Here is a 24,284-nt window from a genome sequence, read left to right on the forward strand (position 1 = left end):
TGCGGGGTGCGGGGGACGCGGCTTCAGGAAGCGGGCCTCCAGCAGGTGCCAGGAGGCGGCGGACACGGCGAAGGCGAGGCTCGCGGACGTGAGGATGTACACCGGCCGGGGAAGGTGGGGCAGCAGCTCGCGGAGCACTTCGGCGACGGGCATGTGGTACAGGTACAGGCCGTAACTGATCCGCCCGGTGTACCGCAGCGGGCGCAAGGAGAGCAGCCGCGCGAGGATGCCCTTCGGGACCGCAAGCACGGTGAGTACGGCCAGCGCGGCGAGAGCGGCGAGCCCGGGAAGCTTCAGCTGCGGGACGAGATAGTCGATCCCCAGGGCCATGAGGCCGACGGCGACCAGTAAGGGCAGCTGGGCAACGCCGTGCAGCGGCCTGGGCCGCAGCCGCCACGCCACCGCCGCGGCGCACCCCACCAGCAGCTCCGCCACCCGGGTGAAGGGGCTGAAGTATCCGTGGTTCGCCGCTGCCGCCCACTCCCCCGGCGGCGTATGGGGCACCACCAGTACGAGCAGGGCGATCGCCCCCACGACCAGGGCGAGCAGTGCGGCCGGCCGCGGCCGGAGCCGCAGCAGCCCCCAGAGCGCGAGCGGCCAGAGCAGATAGAACTGCTCCTCCTGCGCGAGCGACCAGGTGACGCCGAGTACCGCGAGATCGCCGATGTGTCCTGCCGTCGCGACCCAGTTGTTGGCGAAGAACAGCGTGGTCACGAGCTGGTGTCGCAGTGACCAATTGCTGCCGAGGAGGCCGAACCACACCTTGGCCACGGAGTACGCCGTCAGCAGGAGCAGCAGTGCCGGAAGCAGGCGGCGGGCGCGGCGCCGGTAGAAGCGAAGCAGTCCGATGCGCCCGCTGCGTTCCCACTCCTCGTAGAGCAGCGTGGTGATGAGAAAGCCCGACAGCGCGAAGAAGACGTCGACCCCGACAAAGCCCCATTCCGTCAACTGGAAGTGCCCCAGCAGCACAAGAAGCACGGCGACGCCTCTGAGCCCGTCCAACGGAGGTCGGTGTCCTAAAAGGTGAGGGGCTTCCGGCAGGGAATTCCGGCCCATCGGGGCGCTCCTGGTGTCCGTAACGGTGCGTGACGGAGGCGGGTTACCCGGGGTGGACGGTCACTTAACTGATGACCAACCGTATCTGCGGAATAAGAGCTGTTTATGGCCACAAGTCCTGCTCGGGCCCGGCCGTCGAAGCGGCTTCCGAATGGACGCGTCCGGGATGCGCCGCAGGCGGCAGTAACAAGACTCGGTCCCATGGCAGAACAACGTCTCGCCCGGAACCGGACTTCCGCCGGAACATCCACTCGGCGCGCCTCGGCAGTGCGGGGGCCCGAGAAGGCCGCCCAGCTCGCGTGCGCGCGGTTGGAGGCGCTGATCGGCCATGCCCCGGAAGGGGCGTCCGCTGTCCGGCGTACCGAGGAGGGCTGGTGCGTCGTCGTGGACGCCCTGGAGGTCGCGCGGATCCCGGACACGACCAGCCTCCTCGCGTCCTACGAAGTGCAGCTGGACCGCGACGGTGAGCTGCTGGAGTACCGAAGGGTCCGCCGTTACCGAAGGGGTTCCGCGGACGAGTGAACCGTGGTGTCCGACCAGCTGAGAGGGCGTTGCCATGACCATGACGACAACCACCTACTCCGACGACGTCATGTGCCGGCCTCGCGCAGGCACGCTGTACGACGTACTGGAGCTCATCCTCGACCGGGGCATGGTGATCGACGTCTTCCTACGGGTCTCCCTGGTCGGCATCGAGATCCTGAAGGTTGACGCGCGCATAGTCGTGGCCAGCGTCGACACCTACCTGCGGTTCGCCGAGGCGTGCAACCGTCTCGACCTGGAGCGCGACTCGGGCAGTACCACCATTCCCGAGCTGCTCGGCGGCGACGTGGCCAAGTCGGTCGGCAAGCGCAAGGTGAAAAGAGCCGCCGAGAGCGTCGGAGACACGGTGCGCAAGGCGGTCGGCGGTGGTGACGACGACAAGGACACCGAAGAGAAGGCCGAGGAGCAGGAGCAGCCGCGACGGCGTGCCCCGGCCCGCAGCTCGGCCACCAAGCGTCGACGAGCGGAGGCCTGAGCTGTGGCAGACCACGGTCTGTACGTCTATGCCGTGATCCGGTCGGGGCAGCCGCTGCCCGCGCACGCGCGGGGGGTGGGCGGCCCCCCGGCCGCACTGCGGATCCTGCGCGAGGGTGCCATCGCCGCGATCGTCAGCGATGCCCCTCCCCAGCTGCGCGCACGGCGCCGCGACCTGCTCGCCCACCAGGAACTCCTGCTCGCGCTCTCCGAGGACGGGCCGGTACTTCCCATGCGCTTCGGCGTCGTCGCCGCGGATGAGCGGACACTGCGCGAGCAGCTGGCCGAGGCGCGGACACGGCACCTCGCGACGCTCGAGCAGCTCGCCGGCAGGGTCGAGTTCAACGTCAAGGCCGTGGCGGCGCAGAATGCGCTGGCCGCCCTGGTCCGCGAGGACCCGGCGATCCGGCAACTGCGGGAGGACGCCCGCCACCGACCCGGGTACGCGGCCGACCTGCGGCTCGGTGAGGCCGTGGCCACCGCTCTCGCCCGCCGCGCGGCCGAAGCCGGCACGCAGGTGGTGCGGGAGCTCACCTCTCTGGCACACGCCGTGGCCGCGGGGCCGGAGGTCCAGGGGTGCGCCGTCAATGCGTCCTTTCTCGTGGCCCGGGATGATGTCGAACGTTTCACCGCGACAGCCCGGCAGCTCGCCTTTACGCACCACGAACGCGCCGAACTCCGGCTGGCGGGACCACTGCCGTGCTACAGCTTCGTCGCCGACCGGGCCCCCGCGCCGACCGCGGTGACGTGACATGGGTCTGATCACCGGTCTGCTCACGCTTCCGCTGGCTCCGGTCCGCGGCGTGGCCTGGGTGGCGGAAAAGCTGCAGGACGCCGCCGAGAACGAAATTCACGACCCGGCCGTACTCCGCGCCCAGCTGGGCGCGCTCAATCAAGAGCTCGAAGACGGACACATCGGCCTCGAAGAGTTCGAGCGGCAGGAGGAAATGCTGCTCGACCGGTTGTACGCGTCCGTCCCGTCCGCACCACTTGCCGAGCGATCCGAATGCGACTCCACATGGACCAACAGACCAAGGTGACACTGGCGGCCGCGCTGATCGGCGGCTACGTACTGGGCCGCACGAAGAAGGGCCGACTGGCGCTCACTGCCGCGACGTATCTGGCGGGAAGGCGGTTCGGCCTCCGGCCGCGTGAGCTCGCCGCCGAGGGAATGCACAGGCTCGGAGAGATCCCGCAGGTCGCCGAACTCCAGGAGCAGTTGCGGGGTGAGGTGCTCGACGCCGGCCGTAAGGCCGTCACAGCCGCCGCGAACCGGGGCATGACGTCACTGGCCGACGCCCTCAGCGAGCGTACGGCACAGCTGGGTTCGGCCGGCGAGGCGGAAGAGGGCGAGGAAGAGGAAGAGGACCAGGGGCCGCCCAGGCGTGCTGCGAAGAAGGCGGCGAAAAAGGCACCGGCGAAAGAGACGACCGGGGCGCGTCGGTCCGCGGCGAAGAAGAAGGCACCGGGAAAGCAGGAGACGGGAAAGCAGGAGACCGGAAAGCAGGAGAGGTCCTCGAAACGCGCTGCCAAGAAGACGGCCGGTCGCGCAGTTCGGCGGAGGTAACGCGGCATGGGCAGAATGGAAGAGGAACAGCCCGAGGAATCGGGATTCAGCCGGCTGCGTGCGGAGCTGACGAAGTACCTCAGCGCCCGGGCGGGCCAGTACGCCGAGAAGGCGAGCGACAAGCTGACCGGCCTCACGGACCAGCTGTCCGACGCGGCCGAGAGCGGCGGCACACTGCCCGCCATCGGATCCCGCCTGTTCAAGGGCGAATCCCCGCTGAAGGCGATCGCTGCCGAGAAGGCCAAGGGCGTCAAGGACAGCATCGTCGGGAAGGCCAAGGAGACGTTCGGGGGCGGCAAGGGGAAAGGCGGCTCCAGCGGCGGCAAGTTCATGAACATCATCGAAGTCCTCGATGTGGGCGTGCCGTTGCGTACCGCTTACGACCACTGGACGCAGTACGACAAGTTCAGCAGTTTCACCAAGGGTGTGCAGAACGTCTCGATGAGCGATGAGGCAGCCAGCGACTGGAAGGTCAAAGTCGGGCCGTCCGCCCGCAGCTTCAAGGCCACCGTGCTGGAGCAGATCCCCGATGACCGCATCGTCTGGACGTCCGAAGGGGCCAAGGGCACCACACGCGGGGCGGTGAGCTTCCACGAGCTGGGGCCGACGCTGACGCGCATCGTGCTGGTCCTCGAGTACTACCCGGCCGGCTTCTTCGAGAAGACGGGCAATCTCTGGCGGGCGCAGGGCCGTCGCGTACGACTGGATTTCAAGCACTTCCAGCGGTACGTCACCCTCACCGACGAAGAGCCCGAAGCCTGGCGCGGCGAGATCCGCGACGGCGAAGTCGTGGTGTCGCACGAAGACGCGGTGGAAGAGGAAGAAGCCGGGTCGCGGGACGAGGAGGGCGACGACTACGAGGAGGCGGAGGACGAAGGCGAAGGGAACGACGACGGGGACGCCGAGTACGAGGACGAGGACGAGGGAGACGAGGAGGGCGATGAAGAGGAGTGGGAAGACGAAGCCGAGTCGCCGACGAGTCGGAGGGAGTGAGGTGCCCGGGTGAGTGACGTCGATTTCCGTTCCGGCTCCGCCCCTGTCCCGGGGCCGCCGAACACCAACCTCGCCGACATCCTCGAGCGCGTTCTCGACAAGGGGATTGTCATCGCCGGAGACATCAAGATCGATCTCCTTGACATCGAGCTCCTGACCATCCGGCTGCGGCTGTTCGTCGCCTCGGTCGACACCGCGAAGAAGGCCGGTATCGACTGGTGGGAGACCGACCCCGCGCTCAGCTCCCGGGCAGCCCACAGCGCCCTCCAGGACGAGAACCACCGGCTTCGCGACCGACTGGCGTCTCTGGAGAGTCCGGAGGATCCGGAGGAAGGGACGGAAGAGACCAAGGAGGCACCACGCACATGACGCAGCCCGCCTCCGGCCCGGCGGCCAAAGCCACCGAAGCCACCAAAGCCACCTACGTCTTCGCCGTCGCCCGCACCCTGGACCCGGCCGTCGTCGCGGAGCTGGACGGTATGAACACCGGGGAGCCCGTGCGCGCCCTGCCGCTCGGCTCACTGGTCGGTGTCGTCCAGAGCGTCCCCGCTGACGACTTCACCGACGATGCCTGGCAGCAGCGCCTCTCGGACCCGCAGAACCTCGAACGGTGCGCCCGTTCCCACCACGAGGTCGTGTCCGCGGCCGCGGCGCACGGCTCCGCCGTCCCCCTTCCCCTGGCCACCCTGTACCTCAGCGACGCAAGAGCCCGGCAGGCGCTGGAGGGTGAGGCGGACCGCTTCCACGCCGTACTCAGGCGCATCGCGCACCATGCCGAGTGGGGCGTGAAGGTCTACAGCCCCCCGGCCTCGCCGCCCGCCGGTGCGCTCCGGCCCGCTCCGTCCGCGGACCGCGGCCGTCCGGCACCGGGCGCCGGCCTCGCCTACCTGGAGCGCAAGCGCGGCCTCCAGCAGCGGCGCGAGCAGCACCATGAGCAGAGCCTGCGGATCGCGGAGGAGGTCGATGCCGAGCTGGGGAAGCTCGCCACCGCCGCGCGCAGGCTGCGGCCCCACGGCCACCGGCCGTCGGACGGGCAAGGCAGCCAGCTTCTCAACGCCGCCTACCTCGTGGCCGAACACCGCGCGCACGAGTTCGCCGCGCTGACCCGGGCGTGGTGCGGCCGGGCCGGAGCGCGCATCGAGATCTCCGGCCCGTGGGTCCCCTATTCGTTCGTCAGCGAGGTGTGAACGATGACGGGAGAACCGGTGCCCTGGGACACCCCCGAGCCGCTGTCCGGACCGATCGGGGTTCCGCTCGTCGACCTGCTGGACCGTGTCCTGGCCACCGGTGTGGTCGTGAGCGGTGACCTGGTCATCGCCATCGCGGACGTTCCGCTGGTACGGGTCTCGCTGCACGCACTCCTTTCCTCGGTCAGCGAACGCGTACCCGCCCCGTGGCCGGACGGAGGGCCCCTGTGACCAGCGCACGACTCGACGTGGACCGCGACCGGATGGGGAAGGACCTGGTCACCCTCGTCCTGACCGTGGTGGAGCTGCTGCGGCAGCTCATGGAACGGCAGGCGATCCGCCGCGTCGAGCAGGGAGACCTGCACGACGGGCAGATCGAGGAGATCGGCGCCACCCTCATGATGCTCGACCAGCGCATGGCCGAACTCTGCGAGCAGCACGGCATCCGGCCCGAAGACCTCAATCTCGACCTCGGCCCGCTCGGCACCCTCCTGCCCCACGACTGACGGCAGAAGGCGGCAGTCACAGGCCGCGGTCACAGCCTGCGGTCAGTTGATCTGCCGGTCCCGCCCCGACCAGTAAGGCTCCCTGAGCTTGAACTTCTGGATTTTGCCGGTGGCCGTGCGGGGGATGGCTTCGCGGAATTCGACGGTTGTGGGGGCCTTGTAGCCCGCCATGTGCTGCTTGCAGTGGGCGATGATGTCGGCTTCCGTCGCCGTTGCGCCTTCGGTGAGGACGACGAGGGCCTTGATGGTCTCGCCCCACTTCTCGTGGGGGACGCCGATGACGGCCACCTCGGCGACCGCCGGGTGGCTGAAGATGGTGTCCTCGACCTCGATCGAGGAGACGTTTTCGCCGCCGGTGATGATGACGTCCTTCTTGCGGTCGGAGATCGTGAGGTGGCCGTCGGTTTCGTCGATGGTGCCGCCGTCGCCGGTGTGGAACCAGCCGTCGCCCAGGGCCGCTTCGGTTTCCTCGGGCTTTTCCCAGTAGCCCTCCAGGACCGTGTTGGAGCGGGCCAGGACCTCGCCGGAGTCGGAGACCTTGAGTGTGACGCCGAGGGCGGGGATGCCGGCGCGGGAGAGCTTGCGGGCGCGGTCCTCGGCGGGGAGGGCGTCGTCGGCGGGCTGGAGGCGGTTGAAGGTGAGGAGGGGGGAGGTCTCCGTCAGGCCGTAGATCTGGGTGAACTCCCAGCCCAGTTCGTCGCTCATGCGCTGGATGGTCCTGCTCGGGGGCGGGGCGCCGGCGCAGACGACGCGGACGCGGTCGCGGCCGGGGATCTCGCCCTCCCAGGTGGCTGCCGCGTCGAGTACCGCGTTCCAGACGGCGGGGGCGCCGCACATGAGGGTGACGCCGTGTTCGTCGACGCGGCGGAGGATTTCGGTGCCGTCGACCTTGCGGAGGACCACCTGCTTGACCCCGAGACCGGCCATGACGTACGGCATGCCCCAGCCGTTGCAGTGGAACATCGGGAGGGTGTGCATGTAGACGTCGCGCTCCCAGGCGCGGGTGTGCAGGCCGAAGGTCAGGCCGTTGACCCAGATGTTGCGGTGGGTGAGCTGGACGCCCTTGGGGCGGGCGGTGGTGCCGGAGGTGTAGTTGATGGTGGCGGTGGCGTCCTCGTCCGGGTTCGACCACGGGCGCGGCTCGACGCCGAAGCGCATCAGCTCGTTCTCGGTCCGGTCGCCGAGTACGAAGCGGTGGCGGGCCTTGACACCGGACAACGCCTCGTCCAGCTCCGGGTCCACGAGAAGGACCGAGGCGCCGCTCTGCTGTACCAGGTAGTCGACCTCCTCGGGCTTGAGGCGGAAGTTGATGGGGACGCAGATGCGGCCGCTCATCGGGACGGCGAAGAGGAGCTCGAGGAGGCGGGCGGAGTTGTGGCTGGCGACCGCTACCCGCTCGCCTTCGCCGACGCCCAGGGCGTCGAAGCCCGCCTGCCAGGCGCGTACGCGCTCGGCGAGCCGGCCGTACGTGGACTCGGGCACCGGCGGGGCGGGCTGGTCCGGCTCGTCGATCACGCCGGGGCTTGCGGCGAAGCCGAGCTCCGCCCGGTCGAGGAAGTCCGCGACGGTCATCGGTGTCCGCATTAGCACTCTCTCCTGTGTTCGCAACATTCGGCTGGGGCAAGTGGTACAGCTCGGTGGGCGGTCCGGTGGAGCGCCGCTTCCGTATCCTCGACCGATTCGCCGTCGGTCAAGCCGCCGACCGCATCCTCATTGCCCCGCGGCTTCCGGCCATCGTGTAATCAGTGACGCAGGTCTCACCACCCCCGAATGGGGGGAAGCGGAGGTTGGCGCGTGCTGAACGAGCCGGAGCAGAGCGGATCGGCGGACGTCAGAGCGGCGCTGCTGCGGCTGCGCAGGGCGAGCGGGCTGCCGGTGGCGTTCGGCGGGCTGGTGACCGGTACGGGCCGGTTCCGCATCAACGAGCTGACCGGGGCGACCACCACCGCGCTGCGCGGGCTGTCAGTCCACTCGGGCAACGGCCTGGGCGGCAAGACGGCGGCCCGCTCCCGGCCCTTCGCGGTGACCGATTACCACTCCTCCGCCGTGATCAGCCACGAGTACGACGCGGCGGTGGCGGCCGAGGGACTGAAGGCCGTACTGGCGGTACCGGTCGTGGTGCGGCGGCGGGTGCGCGGCGTGCTGTACGGGGCGCTGCGGCAGCCGCTGCAGCTGGGCGACCGGCCGCTGTCCGCCGCGCTGGAGGCGGCCAGGGAGCTGGAGCAGGCGCTGGTGGTGCAGGACGAGGCGGAGCGGCTGCTGTCGGTGGCGCGGCAGCCGACCACCGCCGATCCCGTGATGTGGGAGGAGGTCAGGGAGGCGCACAGCGCGCTGCGCACCCTGGCGCAGCGGGTCGGTGATCCGCTGCTGCGGCAGGAGATGCTGGCGGCCTGCGGCCGGCTCGCGGCGGCCTCGGGCGGGGCACGCGGGGGTCCCGCCGTCGCGCTCTCGCCGCGCGAGGTGGACGTGCTCTCCTGCGTGGCCTCGGGCGCGACGAACGTCGCGGTCGCCGAGCGGCTGGGGCTGCGCCCGGAGACGGTCAAGGGCTATCTGCGCTCCGCCATGCGCAAGCTGGGCGTCCACACCCGGCTGCAGGCCGTGGTCGCGGCGCGCCGGGCGGGCCTGCTGCCGTAGCCGCGCCCTCGCCGCTCCCCCGTACGCACCGCTCGTACGCCCCACTCGTACGCCCCCTCCCGCCCGGGCTTCCAGCGGGCCGCGCCCGCCATCCTGCGAGACGCTGGAGGAGCTCGTCGGTGCAGGTGGCGTCAGTGAGGAGGGCCGGGCGTGGCGGTTCCCGCGACCGGAAGCGAGCCGGAGCCGGTACTGCCGGCCGGGCTGGCGGCCGGGGTCTACATCCAGGACGGCTACGGGCGGATCTCACACGTCAACGACAAGGCAGAGGAGCTGCTGGGGCGCCCCGCCGGCGAGCTGCTCGGCGGTGACCCGCACGAGCTGCTGCACCGCAATCCCGACGGCTCACGGCTGCCGCGGCCGAACTGCGTGCTCCTCCAGGCGTTCCTGTCCGGCCGGACGGTGTCCCTGGAGGGCTGCCAGTGGTTCGCGCGCGGGGACGGCGAGCTGATCTGTGTGGGCGGGCTGTCCGTGCCGTACGAGGTGGACGGCGTGCCGGACGGCGCGGTCGTGGTCTTCTTCGAGCGGCCGCCGGATGAGGCGCAGACGCCGACGCCGCCGGAGAACCTCCAGGCGCTGACCGATCTCGCCGACCGGCTGACGATGGTCGCCGAGACCACCGCCGTGCTCACCTCCACCCTCGACCTGGACGAGTCGCTGAAGCGGCTCGTACGGCTGGTGGTCCCCCGGTTGGCGGACTGGGCGGTGGTCGATCTCCTGGAGGAGCAGGGCAAGCTGCGGCGGGTGGCCGTCGTGCACCACGTGGGGGGCCGGCACGTGCGGGTGGAGGAGCTGGCCGGGCCGATGCCGCCGGTGCTGGAGGGGTCGCGGATGCCGCTCTCCCGGGTGCTGCGCGGGGCGGCGCCGCGGATCGTGACACCCGAGGACTACGCGGGGCCGCCGGACTCCGGCATCGCCGTCCAGCAGCGCGAGATGTTCCGGGCGATCGGCATGCGGTCGGCGGTGATCGCGCCGCTGCGCGGCCCGGGCAAGGTGCTGGGCGCGCTGACCCTGGTCCGTACGGAGCAGGAGAAGCCCTTCGACGCGGCGGAACTGGCGCTGGTCGACGACATCGCCCGGCGGGCCGGTCTCGCCGTGGACAACGCGCAGCTGTACGAGCGGCAGCGGCGGGTCGCCGAGACGATGCAGCGCCATCTGCTGCCGCCGCTCCCCCACATCGAGGGCCTGGAGATGACGGTGCGTTACCACCCGGCGCCGCACGCCTCCCGGGTCGGCGGTGACTGGTACGACGCCTTCCGGCTGCCGGACCGGACGACGGCGCTGGTCATCGGGGATGTGGTCGGCCACGACCTGCAGGCGGCGGCCTGCATGGCACAGGTACGCAACATGCTGCGGGCCTTCGCCTGGGAGCACACCGAGGCCCCGTCCGTCACCGTCGACCGGCTGGACCGGGCGCTCGTCCACATCAGCGACGTGCAGCTGGCCACCATGATCCTGGCCCAGGTCGAACGCGCGCAGGCCGGCCACTGGCGGCTGCGCTGGACCAACGCCGGGCACCCGCCGCCGCTGCTGGTGCACGCCGACGGCCGGGTGTGCTTCCTGGAGCACGGCGCCGCCGACCTGGTACTCGGTACCGAGCTGTCGCCCGCACGCACCGACTTCCAGCAGGCCCTGCCACCGCGCAGCACGGTCGTCCTCTACACCGACGGCCTGATCGAGGCCCGCGGCCTGCCACTGAGCGAGGGCCTCGACCAACTCGCCAGCTTCGCCGCCGCCCTGGCCGACCGCTCCCTGGACGAGTTCTGCGACCAGCTCATCAGCAGAGCCCTGTACGCGGCGAACGAGGACGACGTGGCGCTGCTGGCGTTGCGGGTGCCGGGGGCGCCTTGAGGACCGAAGTCCCAGGACGCCTCGGGAACTACTGCGCCGACTGCTGCGCCGGCGGGGCCGGCATGCGGAAGTCGAGGACTTCGGTGGCCTCCCGCTCGGTCTTCTTGGCGTACTCGCGTGCCTCCGTGGCGACGTCACCGTGCTCGTTGATGAGCTGGTCGTAGATCGGGGTGAGCGGTCTGTCCGGCGAGTTCATCGTGCGGTGTTCCTTCGTTCTCGGACATGGCGACAGCCGCCCACGAATGGCGCGGACGGCCGGCCGCCGATCTTAGCTTCCGCCCAGCGGGAGCGGTATTGCTGCCCTCAGGCAACCGATCCGATACGGCGTGTCGTGACCGATGTGTCGTGATGGATCGGGGTATGGGCGCCGGTGAGCGGCACGCCGGTGCCGCCGCGGCGGGTGGCGACGATTTCGGCGGCGATGGAGAGGGCCGTCTCCTCGGGGGTGCGGGCACCGAGGTCGAGCCCGATCGGGGAGCGGAGGCGGTTGAGTTCGAGGTCGGTCATGCCTGCCTCGCGCAGGCGGCGCAGACGGTCCAGGTGGGTGCGGCGGGAGCCCATGGCGCCTACGTACGCGACGGGGAGCTTGAGGGCGCGTTCGAGGAGGGGGACGTCGAACTTGGCGTCGTGGGTGAGGACGCAGAGGACCGTACGGGAGTCCAGCTCCTGGGAGTCCAGGTAGCGGTGCGGCCAGTCGATGACGATCTCGTCTGCGTCGGGGAAGCGGGCCCTGGTCGCGAAGACGGGACGGGCGTCGCAGACGGTGACGTGGTAGCCGAGGAACTTGCCGGCCCGCACCAGGGCCGCGGCGAAGTCGATGGCGCCGAAGACGAGCATCCGCGGGGGCGGTACGGAGGATTCGACGAGGAGGGTCAGCGGGACGCCGCACTGGCTGCCGTCCGCGCCGATCTCGACGGTGGTGGTGCGGCCCGCGTCCAGCAGCGCGCGGGCCTCCTCGACCGCGGTGCGGTCGAGTGCGGGGTGGCCGCCGAGGCTGCCGGTGTGGCTGCCGTCGGCGCGGACGAGGAGGGCGCGGCCGAGGAGTTCGGCCGGGCCGGAGACGATGCGCGCGAGGGCCGCCGCCTCAGGGGTGACGGCGGCGGCCACCGCCGCGACGAGCGTCCCGGAGGTGCTGTCCACCGGGGCCGGGGGGTCGTCCGGCCCCTCCGATGGCTCCGGGGCGCTCGTGCGTACCGGGGTGACGAGGATGTCGATGATGCCGCCGCAGGTCAGGCCGACCGCGAAGGCGTCCTCGTCGCTGTAGCCGAACTGCTCCAGGACCGGCTCGCCGGTCTCCAGAGCCTGTTGGCACAGTTCGTAGACCGCGCCCTCCACGCAACCGCCGGAGACGGACCCGATCGCCGTGCCGTCGCGGTCGACGGCGAGGGCGGCGCCCGGTTGCCGGGGCGCGCTGCCGCCGACGCCCACCACGGTGGCCACGGCGAAGTCGCGTCCCTGCTCGACCCACCGGTTCAGCTCTTCGGCGATGTCCAGCATGTCCAGCTCCTTGTCTGCGATTGCGCGGAGGGCCGGTCAGGGCCTCCGGGCGGGGCAGCGGGAGAGGTCCCTAATGCCCCACATTGACGAATGCGAAGTTGAAGATGAAGACCACCGCGAGGACCCACATGAGCGGGCTCGGCTCGCGCCACTTGCCCTGCGCGAGCTTGATCGCGCAGTACGAGATGACGCCGGCGGCGACGCCGTTGACGATCGAGTACGTGAACGGCATGAGGACCACGGTCAGGAAGACCGGGATCGCGACGGAACGGTCCTTCCAGTCCACGTGCCGTGCGTTCTGCATCATCATCGAACCGATGACGACCAGCGCGGCGGACGCGACCTGGGCGGGGACGATCTCCGCCAGTGGGGTGAAGAGCAGCGCCAGGCCGAAGAGCAGGCCGGTGATGGTGGCCGACAGGCCCGTACGGGCACCCTCGCCGACGCCGCTCGCGGACTCGATGAAGACGGTCTGGCCGGAGGCGCCGGAGACGCCGCCGATCGCGCCGCCCGCGCCGTCGATGAGCAGGGCCTTGTTGAGGCCCGGCATCCGGCCGAGGTGGTCGGCGAGCTTGGCCTCCTGGCCGACGGCGATGATCGTGGCCATGGCGTCGAAGAAGCCCGCCAGTACCAGGGTGAAGACGACCATGCCGACGGTGGCGGCGCCCAGTTCGGCGAAGCCGCCGAACTCGACGTGTCCCAGCAGTCCGAAGTCCGGGGTGGAGACCAGGTTGTCGGGGAGCTTGGGGGTCGCGAGGCCCCACTGCTTGGCGCCCAGCCCGTTGACCGCGGTGACGATCAGCGAGAAGACGGTGCCGACGGCGATGCCGATCAGGATCGCGCCGGGCACGTTGCGGGCCAGCAGCATGAAGATGACGATCAGGGTGATGCAGAAGGCGAGGACCGGCCAGCCGGAGAGGTGGCCGCCGACGCCGAGGGTGACCGGCGCCGAGGCGTTGCCGATGCCGACGAACCCGGCCTTGACCAGGCCGATCATGGTGACGAAGAGCCCGATGCCGATGGTGATCGCGTGCTTGAGCGCCAGCGGAATGGCGTTCATGATCTTCTCGCGGAGGCCGCTGATCACCAGCAGCATGATCACGACACCGTAGATCACACACATGCCCATGGCCTGCGGCCAGGTCATGTCGCTGATCACCTGGGTGCCGAGCACGCCGGAGACGCTCAGGCCGGCAGCGAGCGCCAGCGGCACCTTGCCGACGAGACCCATCAGCAGCGTGGCCAGCGCCGCCGCGAAGGCCGTCGCCGTGATCACCGCGCTGGGCGAGAGGGTGCCGCCGACCGCGTCCTTGCCGCTGAGCAGGACGGGGTTGAGCAGGAGGATGTACGCCATCGCCATGAAGGTGGTGATGCCGCCGCGCAGCTCCCGGCCGAGGGTCGAGCCGCGTTCGGATATGTGGAAGTACCGGTCGAGCCACGACCGGCCGGCGGGCTGGCGCGTACCCGCGCCGGCGTCCTCCGCCGTGGTCGTCGGCTCAATGGTGGGCTGGGTCATGGTGCCTATCTCCCAAGGTTCATAGGGGCACTCACAAGGGGGGAAATGTGAGATTTGGGATGGAGCGGGCCGCACGACCCGGGGGACGGCCCGAGACGAACGTTTTTCAGCCAGATGCGGCGCCGAGGAGGGATCCTAGGAGCCCGGGCTGACGTGGGGGAAACTCCGGGCGGTACGAACCGCAGGAGGACGGACAGGACACCCCAAAAGTCCGCACCGCCCGGAGGGTTCTCACGTGCCGGTGAGGTGTTCCGGTCGCACCGGCGTCTTCGTGAGTGCCAGACCTGTCGCCGCCCGGATTGCGGAGAGGACTGCCGGGGTCGACGACAGGGTCGGCGCCTCGCCGATGCCACGCAGTCCGTAAGGCGCGTGCTCATCGGCAAGTTCGAGGACATCCACCGGAATAGTCGGGGTGTCCAGAATCGTGGGGATCAGATAGTCGGTGAAGGAGGGGTTGCGTACCTTCGCGGTCTTGGGGTCGACGACGATCTCCTCCATGACCGCCACGCCCAGGCCCTGGGTGGTGCCACCCTGGATCTGGCCGACGACGGACAGCGGGTTGAGCGCCTTGCCGACGTCCTGCGCGCAGGCCAGCTCGATGACCTTGACCAGGCCGAGCTCGGTGTCGACCTCGACGACCGCGCGGTGCGCCGCGAAGGAGTACTGCACGTGGCCGTTGCCCTGGCCGGTCTCCAGGTCGAACGCCTCGGTGGGGCGGTGCCGCCACTCCAGCTCGACCTCGACCGACTCCTCGCCGAGCACGTCCACGATGTCCGCGAGCACCTCGCCGCCGTCGGTGACGACCTTGCCGCCCTCCAGGAGCAGCTCGGCGGTGGCCCACGCCGGGTGGTACGTACCGAACTTGAGCCGGCCCTTCTGCAGGACCTGCTCGCGCACCGACTCGCAGCTGTTCTTCACCGCGCCGCCGGTGACATAGGTCTGCCGGGAGGCGGAGGTGGAGCCGGCCGAGCCGACCTGGGTGTCCGCGGGCTGGATGGTGACCTGCTGGACGCCCAGCTCGGTACGGGCGATCTGCGCGTGGACGGTGACGCCGCCCTGGCCGACCTCGGCCATCGCGGTGTGCACGGTCGCGACCGGCTCGCCGTTGATGACCTCCATGCGGACGCGCGCGGTGGAGTAGTCGTCGAAGCCCTCGGAGAAGCCGACGTTCTTGATACCGACGGCGTAGCCGATGCCGCGGACGACGCCCTCACCGTGGGTGGTGTTGGACAGACCGCCCGGCAGCGCGCGGACGTCGGCGCCCTCGGTGGTCTCCCACTGGTTCTCCGGCGGCAGCGGCATGGCCTTCACGCGGCGCAGCAGCTCGGCGACCGGCGCGGGCGAGTCGACGACCTGCCCGGTCGGCAGCAGCGTGCCCTGCTCCATGGCGTTGCGCTGCCGCAGCTCGACGGGGTCCATGTCGAGCGCCTTGGCCAGCTTGTCCATCTGCGCCTCGTACGCGAAGCACGCCTGGACCGCGCCGAAGCCGCGCATCGCGCCGCAGGGCGGGTTGTTCGTGTAGAGCGCGATGGCCTCGATGTCCACGTCGTCGACGACGTACGGGCCGACGGCGAGCGAGGAGGCGTTGCCGACGACGGCCGGGGAGGCGGAGGCGTACGCGCCGCCGTCCAGGACGATGCGGCACTTCAGGTGGGTGAGCTTGCCGTCCTTGGTGGCGCCGTGCTCGTACCAGAGCTTGGCCGGGTGCCGGTGGACGTGCCCGAAGAAGGACTCGAACCGGTTGTAGACGATCTTCACGGGCTTGCCCGTACGGAGCGCCAGCAGGCAGCCGTGGATCTGCATCGACAGGTCCTCGCGGCCGCCGAAGGCACCGCCGACGCCGGAGAGCGTCATGCGGACCTTCTCCGGCGGCAGGCCCAGTACCGGCGCGATCTGCCGCAGGTCCGAGTGGAGCCACTGGGTCGCGACGTACAGGTCGACGCCGCCGTCCTCGGCCGGCACGGCGAGGCCGGACTCCGGGCCCAGGAACGCCTGGTCCTGCATGCCGAAGTCGTACTCACCGGTGACGATCACGTCCGCGCGCTCGGCGGCCTCGTCGGCGTTGCCGCGGATGATCGGCTGGCGGTGGACGATGTTCGGGTGCGGTACGTGACCCGCGTGGTGGTCCTTGCGACCCGGATGGAGCAGCGGCGCGTCCTCGGCGGTGGCGCTGGCCTCGTCGGTGACGACCGGCAGCTCCGCGTAGTCGATCTTGATCTTGGCGGCGGCCCGGCGGGCGGTCTCCGGGTGGTCGGCGGCGACCAGCGCCACCGGCTCCCCGTGGTGCCGCACCCGGCCATTGGCCAGTACCGGGGTGTCCTGGATCTCCAGGCCGTAGTTCTTCACCGCGGTCGGCAGGTCGTCATAGGTGAGGACCGCGTAGACACCGGCCTGGGCGAGCGCCTCGGAGGTGTCGATGGAGCGGATCTCGGCGTGCGCGACGGTGCTGCGCAGCGTGTAGCCCCACAGCATGTCCTCGTGCCACATGTCCGACGAGTACGCGAACTCGCCGGTCACCTTGAGCGTGCCGTCGGGCCGCAGCGTGGAGGCGCCGATGCCGGCCGGGGTCTTGCTGCCCTGGGTGAGGTTGGTGGGTGTCCGGGTGACTCCGGCCATGGTCAGGCCCCCGTTCCTGCGGTCTCGTTCTCGCCGCGGGCGGCCGCGAGGCGGACCGCGTCGAGGATCTTCTCGTAGCCCGTGCAGCGGCACAGGTTGCCCGACAGCGCCTCGCGGATGTCGGCGTCGGACGGCTGGGCGTTGCGCTCCAGCAGCTCGTCGGCGGCGACCAGCAGGCCGGGCGTGCAGAAGCCGCACTGGACGGCGCCCGCGTCGATGAACGCCTGCTGGATGGGCGAGAGAGCTGCATGCGGGGAGGTGCCCTGCTCACCGGCCTGGCTGTCGCCCGTACCGGTGGGCCTGGCGGCCCAGCCCTTCGCCTCGTCCAGCGTCGTGCCCTTGCCGCCGCAGACCCCCGCACCGCAGCCGCCGTGCTCCGCGCGCTGCCGGGCGAAGTCGGCCAGCCCCTCGACGGTGACGACCTCGCGGCCCTCGACCTGGCCGGCCGCGACCAGACAGGAGCACACCGGCACCCCGTCCAGACGGACCGTGCAGGAGCCGCACTCGCCCTGCTCGCAGGCGTTCTTCGAACCCGGCAGGCCCATCCGCTCGCGCAGCACGTACAGCAGGCTCTCGCCTTCCCAGACGTCGTCGGCCGTCTGCTCGCGGCCGTTGACGGTGAACTTCACGCGCACTGTGCGCCTCCTTGTGCTGTGCGGCCGTCGCCGCGGTAGGACTCCCAGACCCAGCCGAGCGTGCGGCGGGCCATGATGCCGACCGCGTGCCGGCGGTACTTCGCGCTGCCGCGCACATCGTCGATCGGGTTGCAGGCGCCGCTCGCCAGCTGGGCGAACTGCTTCGCCACGGACACCGGGATCGGCGCACCGGACTCCCAGTGGCCGCCCTCGTCGAGCGCCGCGGCAAGGAAGGTCTCCGCCTCCTTGGCGCGTACCGGGGTGGGCGCGGCCGAGCCGATGCCGGTCCGTACGGTCTTCGTCTCCGGGTGCAGCGCGATGCCGAACGCGCACACCGCGATCACCATGGCGTTGCGCGTGCCGACCTTGGAGAACTGCTGCGGCCCGGTGGCCTTCGGCAGGTGGACGGCGCGGATCAGCTCGTCCTGCTCCATGGCGTTGCGCTTCACGCCGAGATAGAACTCGTCAATGGGGATCATGCGGCGGCCGCGTACGGACTCCACCTCGACCTCGCCGCCGGACGCCAGCAGCGCGGGGTGCGCGTCCCCGGCCGGGGACGCCGTGCCGAGGTTGCCGCCGACGCCGCCGCGGTTGCGGATCTGCGGGGAGGCGACGGTGTGCGAGGCGAGCGCCAGACCGGGCAGCTCGGCGCGGAGGTTCTCCATGATCTGGGTGTACGGGACGGAGGCGCCGAGCCGTACGGTGTCCGCTCCGGTCTCCCACTCCCGCAGATCACCGATGCGGTTCAGATCCATCAGGTACTCGGGGCGGCGGTGGTCGAAGTTGATCTCGACCATCACGTCCGTGCCGCCCGCAATCGGCACAGCGGTGGGGTGCTCGGCCTTTGCGGCGAGCGCCTCCTCCCAGCTGGCGGGGCGAAGGAAGTCCATGCGTGGCTCTCTTCTCCGAAGTGGTTCATCGGTCGTTCATGTTTCAGTTACGCGATGTGACCCAGTACACGTGCCAGGCGCGTACCCGGTGCAGTCACCGAAAACATGAAGCGGTTGGCTGGCCAGGCCAGCTGTCTTGTAGATTCGAACGAAAAGCGGGGCACGGCAACCTCGCGGTATTCCACCGGCAACACCAGACAGAAAGATCGGCGGGCGACGTCATGCGGCTCCGCGCACTCCTGGACACCGACTCCCTGGGCCTGCGGCTGCTCGGAGGCGAGGACGAGCTGGACCGGACGGTCCGGGGCGTGATGACCACCGACCTGCGCGACCCCAGCCGCTACCTCTCGGGGGGCGAGCTGGTGCTTTCCGGGCTCGCCTGGCGGCGCGAGCCGGAGGATTCGGAACGGTTCGTACGCATCCTGGCCCAAGCCGGGGTGGCCGGTCTCGCGGCCGGCACGGCCGAGCTGGGCCCTGTCCCCGAGGACCTGGTCGCGGCCTGCGCGCACCACCGCCTGCCGCTCTTCTCCGTCACCGAGTCGGTCTCCTTCGCCTCGATCACCGAGTACGTCGTACGGCAGGTCTCCGGCGAGCGGGCCGGCGACCTGGCCGCGGTCGTCGACCGGCACCGCCGCCTGATGACGTCCGGCCCGACGGGCGGCGGCCCCGAGGTCGTACTGGACCTGCTCGGCTCCGACCTCGACCTGCGCGCCTGGGTCCTCTCCCCCACCGGACGGCGGATCGCGGGCGCGGCTCCGGGCGGCGACGCCACGCCGGCCGGGGACACGGCGGTCGGCGCACAGCTGGCGGGCGAGCATCTGGCGGCGGCGCGCACCGGACGGCGCAGCCCGCACCGCGTCCTGCTCGGCAACAGCACGTACTCCCTCTTCCCCATCCGCACCGGCGGCCGCGACCTGCGCGAAACCGTGCTCTCGGACTGGCTGCTGGCCGTCGAGGCGGACGCCGGGGACTGGCCGGCGGAGCGGCTGGACCTGCTGCAGGGCGTCACGCAGCTGATCGCCGTGGAGCGGGACCGGCGCGACGCGGCCCGTACGGTGCGCCGCCGGCTCGCCCAGGAAGTGCTGGAACTCGTCCAGACGGGTGCCCCGCCCGCCGAGATCGCCGCCCGGCTGCGGGTCGCCGCTCCCGTGCTGCTGCCGGGCCTGGGCACGGCGCCGCACTGGCAGGTCGTGGTCGCGCGCGTCGAATGGGACGGCGGGGACCTGCCCGGCGGCCCGGTCGCGCAGACCCTCCTCGAAGAGATCCTGGTCGACCCGGGCAGCGCGGGCCCCGACCCGGCGGACCGCATCGCCGTGGCGCACACGGGGGACGAGGCGGTCGCGCTCGTACCGCTGCCCGCGCTGCACGACGACGACACGGACACCCAGACCGAGGGCCTGCACGCGGAGTCGCTGCTCCGGGCGGTCGCGGAGCCGCTGGCCCGCGGGCTGTCCGACGACGGCCGGCTCACCATCGGCGTCAGCGCCGCCGTGCACTCGGCGGAGGGGCTGCGCGGCGCGCTGGAGGAGGCCCGGCACGCCCGCCGGGTCGCGGCGGCCCGGCCCGGCGCGGTGTGCGCGGCCGGCCACGAGGAGCTGGCCTCGCACGTCCTGCTGCTCCCCTTCGTCCCCGACGACGTGCGCCGCGCCTTCACGGCCCGGCTGCTGGACCCGCTCCGGGACTACGACCGCCGGCACCGCGCCGAGCTGATCCCCACCCTGGAGGCGTTCCTCGACAGCGACGGCTCCTGGACCCGCTGCGCCGGGCGGCTGCATCTGCACGTCAACACCCTGCGCTACCGCGTCGGCCGCATCGAGCAGCTCACCGGCCGCGATCTTTCCCGGCTGGAGGACAAGCTGGACTTCTTCCTGGCGCTGCGGATGACGTGAGCGCGGCCCGGCCGGCCGTGCGCGCACTGTGATCAGCACTGGCCAGGCCCCGCGCGCCCCGTGATCACGGCTCGATAAGGTTTTCCCATGGCGACGACGAACGGGCCGGAGGCGGCCGCCGAGCCGGATCCCGCGGAACCGGCGGCTCCGGCGGAACCGGCAGCCCCGGTCTGGCAGGCGCCGAGCGAGGTCGAGCAGCAGCTGTACGACGCGAAGACGCGCGGCGACTGGCCCGCGTACTTCGACGTGCTGGCCCGCAACGAGCTGTTCATCGCCGACTCCCGGGCGGCGGCCGACGCGCACCCGGGTACGGTGCGCTTCCAGCCGTACTGGGACCGGCGGACCGGGACGCCGTGCCTGGCCGCCTTCACCATCGGCATGCTGCCCGCGCCCGTCGAGGACCCGGTCTTCTGGTCCGGCTCGCTGGACTGGTACGCGCGCAACTGGGAACCGCACGACCCGCCGTGGCTGGCAGTCAACCCCGGCAGCCCGTGCGAGGCGTACTTCCCGGCCTCCCCCGGGCACCGGGCCGTGTGGCAGCGGCACGCGGCGGACGCCGCCGCCTCTCTCTCATCCGACGAGGAAGGGATCAGGCTGCGCGCCCTGCACGTGGGCGGCCCGCTGCACGGCCCGGTGGCGCACGGACTCGCCTGCGGGGCGCTGCTGTTCGTCAAGAACGGGCAGCCGTGGAACGCCATGGCCCACCACGGCCGGGGCTACTACCCCGAGAAGAAGCAGCTCGCCGAGTTCTGGAACGTCACCGACCGCGCGACGTGGCAGCAGGCCCAGGAACGGCTGACCGCCGCCGACATGGTCAGCGAGGTGTGGGAGTTCGCGCTCGCCGTGCGGCGCTCGCTCGCGCTGGACTTCGCGGGCGCCGTGAGCGTGGACCACTGGCGCGGGGTCGCCGAGCGGGTACTGCGGCACAACGCCGAGAAGGGGGCCGAGGTCAAGCTCACCCCGGAGGGCGTGACGAAGACCGAACCGCCCGGCGAGGCGGAGGTCGCGTCGCAGGTCGCGGGGGTACAGCGGCTCATCGGGCGGATCGCGCGGTACGAGGCGCGATTCCGCGCGGACGGCGTACTGCCCGAGGGGAAGTTCGTCCGGTCCGTCGAGGCGTGGGACTACGGACGCGCCTCGGGCATGGCCCGCTGGGGGCTGGGCGCGCGCTACTGCACCCTGGCGGAGGCGGAGCAGGCCGTGCTGCGCGCCGGCGCGGCGAGCCGGAGCGCGTACCGCTCCTGGGAGGACTTCTCCGCCGGCTTCATCCTCGGCCGCTGCCTGCAGTTCGACGAGGAGGAGTTCGGCCACTGGTACGAGGACATGGCCACCGCGCACCACCTCCTCACCACCGACCCGGCCAGCCCGTGGCGGAACATCCCTTGGGAGTAGGCCCGCGCCGTCGGCACCGGTGATGATCTCCGCCCCGCCGACGCGCCTCCGCGTCCCCCTCCATCCGGTTGTCCGCACTCCGCCACGCGTCCACCACCGCCTCCTGCACCGGGACCGGGCAGCGGGATCACGGGGCGGGCGGCGACGGGCGCACGGCGCGTGGCCGGCCGCGTGACTCCGGATCACTCGTTCGAGCGGCTTTCACTTGCCGCCGCGAGGGCGATCGAAGCGCCAGGTCAGGGCGGTCGACGACCGATCACCCCGTGCACGCACCCCGCCGGACAGCCATGATCGGCTCCGCTAGCGGCTCAACTCCGCTTCGTACACGGCCCAACGGAGATTGTGAAATCATTCACCCAGCCCCTTGGCCCCACGCCGAAATTCGTGCTGAGATTCGCCCACTGCTTCCAGTCCAGCTCAAAGGTGCGCTCGGGGAGGGCAATGTGGCGGACACCGCCATGCCGGAATCTGCCGAAACCGATGGGTCCGAAGGATCTGTCGAACGACTGCCGGTGCCGGGAGCACCGGTGACGGGACTGCCGGCGGCCAGGACCGCCGGTCCGGCCGCGGACGGGGACAAGGACGGGGACGGCCCACTGGACCGGGCGGTCTGGCGGCTCCGGTCCCGCGGCTGCTGGGAGGACGCGGCAGCACTGCTCGAACCGCACGCCGCGGCCGACCCGGCCGCCGCACTCCGTCGCGCGGCGCTCCTCGTGGAGCGCTCCATGTTCACCTGCGCGGGCTGGGCGGAGGCCGAGGACGCGCTGCGGTACGCCGAGGCCCGCGCGACCACCGACGACGAGCGCGGCGACGCGGCCTGCGAGCGCGGCCATCTCGCCTACGCCGCCACGGTCCTGGGCGTACGCGACCGCGCCGACGAGGCCAGGGCGGCCCTCGGCCGCGCCGCCGCACTGCTGCCACCCGCCGCCGAGGGGCGCGCGCTGCTGGACTTCCGGCGCGGCCTGATGGCCGAACACATCGCCGACAGCCCGCAGTCCGCGCGGGCCGCCTACCGCCGCGCACACGCCGCCGCCACCGCCCACGACGACCCGCTCCTGCTCTCCTTCACCTGGCGCCACCTGGCCGGACTCGCCCTGCGCGACGGCGAGTTGGCGGAGGCCCGACACGGCTTCGCCGAATCCCTCCGCCTCCGCGAAGAACTGGGCTACCTCATCGGCACGGCCCCGGCCCTGGCGGCCCTCGCCGACGCCGCCCCGGAGGAAGACGCAGCCCGCCTCCGCACCGAGGCAGCCCGCCTCTTCCGCCTCATGGACGGCGTACCCACGTGGCTGGCGGAACAGCTGACTGCGGCGGCCTGACGGGGCATCAGCTGTTGCAGCCGATGCCGTCGCCGTCGCGGTCCAGGTCGTGCGGATCGCCGGGGTCCACCGGGGTGGGCCCTGGCAGGTCGGAGCAGTCGATGTCGGCGCCGTCCGCCGGCAGTTCGGGCGACTGGGTCTCCCTGGACGGTTCCGGCTCCGGCTCCGGCTCCTGCTCCGGGAGGTCGGTGGGCGTCTCGGCCGGTACGTCAGTGGGTTCGTCCGGCGTGTCAGTGGTTTCCGGCACCGGCGTCGGGTCGTCGCAGCCGGCCCACAGCCCCGCCCCCACCTGCTCGGCCTCGTCGGCCGCCCCGGAGATCGTCGGCCAGTGCTTGTCGTTGGGCGGGTAGAGGACCGCCTTGGCGTCGCCGCCCGAGACCATCGCCTCGTTGACGAACTCCCCTCCGTCGTTCCACACGTACAGCAGATAACGGCCGTAGCCGTCCTTCAGGTCCTTGTCGCGTTCGATCCGCACGTCGGAACCCAGCGGCAGCAGGTCCGAGAGGCGGTCGGTCGCTTCGTCGGCGTGACAGGTGCCCACCTCGGGGGCGTCGATCTCCAGCAGGCGGACGGTGGCGGAGGCTCCGTCCGGGAGGACGCCGCCCCCGCCGAAGACCTCCAGCGTGTCGCCGTCGATGATGCGCGCTACGGAGGCATGCGCGGTGCTCCGCCGCTCCTCGGAGGAAGCGGGCGCATCGGCGGGTTCCTCGGAGCCCGCCGAGGGTTCGGAATCCTTTGGACCGGGCTCGGTCGCCGCCGGCTCCGGGTCGGCGTCCATCCGGCCACCGCTCTCGCTGCAGCCGCCGATGCCGGCGAACACGATGAGCGCGGCCGGCGCGGCGAGGACGGAGAGCAGCCGCGCCCTTCCGCTGCGGCGGAAATGGTCGGCGCGGGGCCCGTGCAACGGTGACTGCTGACGCCGCCATTCGTGCGGGTCCGGTTTCGAGGAGTTGTTCATAGCGGCCGCCTCGAGCCGGGAGGGATCGTGCTCCTTTCAGCAGAGCACGGCAATACAGGAGCCGCCAGTCGAGTGACGCCCCGGTGCCACCGGGGTCAGTGCAGAAAGCGGTTCCCCGTGAGGTGGTCGCGGGCTATGCGTTCTGTCAGGGGGAGGTCCTGGGCCTGGAGGGCGTCGAGGAGGGCCATGTGGTCCGAGGCGTCGGCGAGGAGGTCGGCGACGCCGACTCGGGTGCCGGCGCACGGCCAGGACGTGCGGCGCTGTACGTCGTCGGCGACGAGGGTCAGTTGGCGGTTGCCGGTCAGGGCGAGGAGCGCGCGGTGGAAGTCGCGGTCCGCCTCGGCGTACGCCACGCAGTCGCCGTGGCCGGCGGCCGTGACGGTCGCGGCGGCCAGTGGGCGCAGCTCCTCCCAGCGTTCGGGGGGCAGCGTACGGGCCAGCCGCAGTACGGCCGGTACCTCCAGCATGGCCCGTACCTCCGCCAGCTCGGCGAGGTCGCGGGGGGTGCGCTCGGCGATCCGGAAGCCGCGGTTGGGGACCACCTCGACCGCGCCCTCGACGGCGAGCTGCTGCATCGCCTCGCGGACCGGTGTCGGCGACACGCCGAAGCTGTCGGCGAGTGCGGGCGCCGAGTAGACGGCGCCGGGGGCCAGCTCGCCGGAGAGCAGCGCGTCGCGGAGGGCGGCCAGGATCTGCGCGCGTACGGAGTGCCGCTGCGGCTTGCGTACGGAGGGCGCGGCGGAGGCGGCGGGCGGTGCTGCGGG

At 71.5% G+C, this 24,284-nt stretch carries 25 protein-coding genes; 15 read left to right on the forward strand and 10 right to left on the reverse strand.

The window, feature by feature from the left end; all coding sequences use genetic code 11:
* The coding region (locus CCS38_RS04215; RefSeq protein ID WP_223731830.1) for an acyltransferase family protein at positions 1-1,056 on the reverse strand (1,056 nt) is incomplete at its 3' end.
* Positions 1,057-1,257: 201 nt separating this feature from the next.
* Here CCS38_RS04215 and CCS38_RS04220 point away from each other — a divergent pair.
* The 10 genes from CCS38_RS04220 to CCS38_RS04265 are packed head-to-tail and all read left to right on the forward strand — an operon-like array spanning position 1,258 to position 6,326.
* Positions 1,258-1,578, forward strand: a complete 321-nt coding sequence (locus CCS38_RS04220) for a gas vesicle protein GvpO (RefSeq protein WP_223731831.1) — start codon at positions 1,258-1,260, stop codon at positions 1,576-1,578.
* 40 nt (positions 1,579-1,618) lie between these two features.
* Positions 1,619-2,074 carry a gas vesicle structural protein GvpA gene (locus CCS38_RS04225; protein ID WP_223731853.1) on the forward strand — a complete coding sequence of 152 codons (456 nt, stop codon included), beginning with the start codon at positions 1,619-1,621 and terminating at the stop codon, positions 2,072-2,074.
* Between the two features lie 3 nt (positions 2,075-2,077).
* Positions 2,078-2,824: a GvpL/GvpF family gas vesicle protein gene (locus CCS38_RS04230; RefSeq protein ID WP_223731832.1), complete on the forward strand. Its 747-nt coding sequence runs from the start codon at positions 2,078-2,080 to the stop codon at positions 2,822-2,824.
* A gap of 1 nt (position 2,825) precedes the next feature.
* Positions 2,826-3,113: a gas vesicle protein GvpG gene (locus CCS38_RS04235; RefSeq protein ID WP_223731833.1), complete on the forward strand. Its 288-nt coding sequence runs from the start codon at positions 2,826-2,828 to the stop codon at positions 3,111-3,113.
* Positions 3,110-3,640 carry a hypothetical protein gene (locus CCS38_RS04240; protein ID WP_223731834.1) on the forward strand — a complete coding sequence of 177 codons (531 nt, stop codon included), beginning with the start codon at positions 3,110-3,112 and terminating at the stop codon, positions 3,638-3,640. The genes CCS38_RS04235 and CCS38_RS04240 overlap by 4 nt, the downstream gene beginning before the upstream one ends.
* 6 nt (positions 3,641-3,646) lie before the next feature.
* Positions 3,647-4,633 carry an SRPBCC family protein gene (locus CCS38_RS04245; RefSeq protein ID WP_223731835.1) on the forward strand — a complete coding sequence of 329 codons (987 nt, stop codon included), beginning with the start codon at positions 3,647-3,649 and terminating at the stop codon, positions 4,631-4,633.
* A gap of 9 nt (positions 4,634-4,642) precedes the next feature.
* Complete coding sequence (locus CCS38_RS04250) at positions 4,643-5,002, forward strand: gas vesicle protein (RefSeq protein WP_223731836.1); 360 nt, start codon at positions 4,643-4,645, stop codon at positions 5,000-5,002.
* Positions 4,999-5,820, forward strand: a complete 822-nt coding sequence (locus CCS38_RS04255) for a GvpL/GvpF family gas vesicle protein (RefSeq protein WP_223731837.1) — start codon at positions 4,999-5,001, stop codon at positions 5,818-5,820. Before CCS38_RS04250 ends, CCS38_RS04255 begins: the two co-directional genes overlap by 4 nt.
* A gap of 3 nt (positions 5,821-5,823) precedes the next feature.
* Complete coding sequence (locus CCS38_RS04260; protein ID WP_223731838.1) at positions 5,824-6,051, forward strand: gas vesicle protein; 228 nt, start codon at positions 5,824-5,826, stop codon at positions 6,049-6,051.
* Positions 6,048-6,326, forward strand: coding sequence for a gas vesicle protein K (locus tag CCS38_RS04265; RefSeq protein WP_223731839.1), 279 nt, complete (start codon positions 6,048-6,050; stop codon positions 6,324-6,326). Before CCS38_RS04260 ends, CCS38_RS04265 begins: the two co-directional genes overlap by 4 nt.
* A gap of 42 nt (positions 6,327-6,368) precedes the next feature.
* Here the strand turns inward: CCS38_RS04265 and CCS38_RS04270 are convergent, their stop codons facing one another.
* Positions 6,369-7,910, reverse strand: coding sequence for an AMP-binding protein (locus CCS38_RS04270; protein ID WP_223731840.1), 1,542 nt, complete (start codon positions 7,908-7,910; stop codon positions 6,369-6,371).
* 186 nt (positions 7,911-8,096) lie between these two features.
* Here CCS38_RS04270 and CCS38_RS04275 point away from each other — a divergent pair, with 186 nt between their 5' ends.
* Together CCS38_RS04275 and CCS38_RS04280 are read left to right on the forward strand one after the other, a co-directional pair.
* Positions 8,097-8,960: a helix-turn-helix transcriptional regulator gene (locus CCS38_RS04275; protein ID WP_223731841.1), complete on the forward strand. Its 864-nt coding sequence runs from the start codon at positions 8,097-8,099 to the stop codon at positions 8,958-8,960.
* 150 nt (positions 8,961-9,110) lie between these two features.
* Entirely contained in the window at positions 9,111-10,808 is a 1,698-nt protein-coding gene (locus tag CCS38_RS04280; RefSeq protein WP_223731842.1) for a SpoIIE family protein phosphatase, read from the forward strand.
* 28 nt (positions 10,809-10,836) lie between these two features.
* Here the strand turns inward: CCS38_RS04280 and CCS38_RS04285 are convergent, their stop codons facing one another.
* From CCS38_RS04285 to CCS38_RS04310, 6 genes are all read right to left on the reverse strand, one after another.
* Positions 10,837-11,004: a hypothetical protein gene (locus CCS38_RS04285; protein WP_169746115.1), complete on the reverse strand. Its 168-nt coding sequence runs from the start codon at positions 11,002-11,004 to the stop codon at positions 10,837-10,839.
* A 107-nt stretch (positions 11,005-11,111) separates the two neighbouring features.
* Complete coding sequence (locus tag CCS38_RS04290) at positions 11,112-12,305, reverse strand: XdhC family protein (protein ID WP_223731843.1); 1,194 nt, start codon at positions 12,303-12,305, stop codon at positions 11,112-11,114.
* 70 nt (positions 12,306-12,375) lie between these two features.
* On the reverse strand, positions 12,376-13,821 hold the full coding sequence (locus CCS38_RS04295; protein WP_223731844.1) for an NCS2 family permease: 1,446 nt from the start codon (positions 13,819-13,821) through the stop codon (positions 12,376-12,378).
* A 231-nt stretch (positions 13,822-14,052) separates the two neighbouring features.
* The gene (locus CCS38_RS04300; RefSeq protein WP_223731845.1) at positions 14,053-16,437 is read right to left on the reverse strand and encodes a xanthine dehydrogenase family protein molybdopterin-binding subunit; all 2,385 of its coding nucleotides are present in this window, start codon (positions 16,435-16,437) and stop codon (positions 14,053-14,055) included.
* A 2-nt stretch (positions 16,438-16,439) separates the two neighbouring features.
* The gene (locus CCS38_RS04305) at positions 16,440-17,072 is read right to left on the reverse strand and encodes a (2Fe-2S)-binding protein (protein WP_223731846.1); all 633 of its coding nucleotides are present in this window, start codon (positions 17,070-17,072) and stop codon (positions 16,440-16,442) included.
* Positions 17,063-17,962: an FAD binding domain-containing protein gene (locus CCS38_RS04310; RefSeq protein WP_223731847.1), complete on the reverse strand. Its 900-nt coding sequence runs from the start codon at positions 17,960-17,962 to the stop codon at positions 17,063-17,065. Before CCS38_RS04310 ends, CCS38_RS04305 begins: the two co-directional genes overlap by 10 nt.
* 221 nt (positions 17,963-18,183) lie before the next feature.
* Between CCS38_RS04310 and CCS38_RS04315 the strand changes: the two genes are divergently transcribed.
* The 3 genes from CCS38_RS04315 to CCS38_RS04325 all read left to right on the forward strand — a co-directional run bounded on the left by CCS38_RS04315 (position 18,184) and on the right by CCS38_RS04325 (position 22,562).
* A complete protein-coding gene (locus CCS38_RS04315) occupies positions 18,184-19,851 on the forward strand; it encodes a PucR family transcriptional regulator (RefSeq protein ID WP_223731848.1) in 1,668 nt (555 codons plus the stop codon).
* An 87-nt stretch (positions 19,852-19,938) separates the two neighbouring features.
* A complete protein-coding gene (locus tag CCS38_RS04320; RefSeq protein WP_223731849.1) occupies positions 19,939-21,243 on the forward strand; it encodes a DUF1266 domain-containing protein in 1,305 nt (434 codons plus the stop codon).
* 527 nt (positions 21,244-21,770) lie between these two features.
* Complete coding sequence (locus CCS38_RS04325) at positions 21,771-22,562, forward strand: hypothetical protein (RefSeq protein ID WP_223731850.1); 792 nt, start codon at positions 21,771-21,773, stop codon at positions 22,560-22,562.
* 7 nt (positions 22,563-22,569) lie between these two features.
* Here CCS38_RS04325 and CCS38_RS04330 read toward each other — a convergent pair whose 3' ends face one another.
* Both CCS38_RS04330 and CCS38_RS04335 read right to left on the reverse strand, forming a co-directional pair.
* Positions 22,570-23,520: a thermonuclease family protein gene (locus CCS38_RS04330; RefSeq protein ID WP_223731851.1), complete on the reverse strand. Its 951-nt coding sequence runs from the start codon at positions 23,518-23,520 to the stop codon at positions 22,570-22,572.
* Positions 23,521-23,615: 95 nt separating this feature from the next.
* Positions 23,616-24,284 (reverse strand): GntR family transcriptional regulator (locus CCS38_RS04335; RefSeq protein ID WP_223731852.1); only part of this gene is annotated, 669 nt, incomplete at its 5' end.

The organism is Streptomyces purpurogeneiscleroticus, from assembly GCF_020024005.1.
Taxonomy (GTDB): domain Bacteria; phylum Actinomycetota; class Actinomycetes; order Streptomycetales; family Streptomycetaceae; genus Streptomyces; species Streptomyces purpurogeneiscleroticus.

What these genes read in the sequence shown, in the direction of transcription:
- CCS38_RS04220 (WP_223731831.1), top strand. Translation starts at nt 1,258, where the DNA reads ATGGCAGAACAACGTCTCGCCCGGAACCGGACTTCCGCCGGAACATCC.
- CCS38_RS04295 (WP_223731844.1), bottom strand. Translation starts at nt 13,821, where the DNA reads ATGACCCAGCCCACCATTGAGCCGACGACCACGGCGGAGGACGCCGGC.
- CCS38_RS04260 (WP_223731838.1), top strand. Translation starts at nt 5,824, where the DNA reads ATGACGGGAGAACCGGTGCCCTGGGACACCCCCGAGCCGCTGTCCGGA.
- CCS38_RS04275 (WP_223731841.1), top strand. Translation starts at nt 8,097, where the DNA reads ATGGGGGGAAGCGGAGGTTGGCGCGTGCTGAACGAGCCGGAGCAGAGC.
- CCS38_RS04270 (WP_223731840.1), bottom strand. Translation starts at nt 7,910, where the DNA reads ATGCGGACACCGATGACCGTCGCGGACTTCCTCGACCGGGCGGAGCTC.
- CCS38_RS04285 (WP_169746115.1), bottom strand. Translation starts at nt 11,004, where the DNA reads ATGAACTCGCCGGACAGACCGCTCACCCCGATCTACGACCAGCTCATC.
- CCS38_RS04255 (WP_223731837.1), top strand. Translation starts at nt 4,999, where the DNA reads ATGACGCAGCCCGCCTCCGGCCCGGCGGCCAAAGCCACCGAAGCCACC.
- CCS38_RS04320 (WP_223731849.1), top strand. Translation starts at nt 19,939, where the DNA reads ATGGCGACGACGAACGGGCCGGAGGCGGCCGCCGAGCCGGATCCCGCG.
- CCS38_RS04235 (WP_223731833.1), top strand. Translation starts at nt 2,826, where the DNA reads ATGGGTCTGATCACCGGTCTGCTCACGCTTCCGCTGGCTCCGGTCCGC.
- CCS38_RS04290 (WP_223731843.1), bottom strand. Translation starts at nt 12,305, where the DNA reads ATGCTGGACATCGCCGAAGAGCTGAACCGGTGGGTCGAGCAGGGACGC.
- CCS38_RS04330 (WP_223731851.1), bottom strand. Translation starts at nt 23,520, where the DNA reads ATGAACAACTCCTCGAAACCGGACCCGCACGAATGGCGGCGTCAGCAG.
- CCS38_RS04245 (WP_223731835.1), top strand. Translation starts at nt 3,647, where the DNA reads ATGGGCAGAATGGAAGAGGAACAGCCCGAGGAATCGGGATTCAGCCGG.
- CCS38_RS04300 (WP_223731845.1), bottom strand. Translation starts at nt 16,437, where the DNA reads ATGGCCGGAGTCACCCGGACACCCACCAACCTCACCCAGGGCAGCAAG.
- CCS38_RS04225 (WP_223731853.1), top strand. Translation starts at nt 1,619, where the DNA reads ATGACGACAACCACCTACTCCGACGACGTCATGTGCCGGCCTCGCGCA.
- CCS38_RS04310 (WP_223731847.1), bottom strand. Translation starts at nt 17,962, where the DNA reads ATGGACTTCCTTCGCCCCGCCAGCTGGGAGGAGGCGCTCGCCGCAAAG.
- CCS38_RS04315 (WP_223731848.1), top strand. Translation starts at nt 18,184, where the DNA reads ATGCGGCTCCGCGCACTCCTGGACACCGACTCCCTGGGCCTGCGGCTG.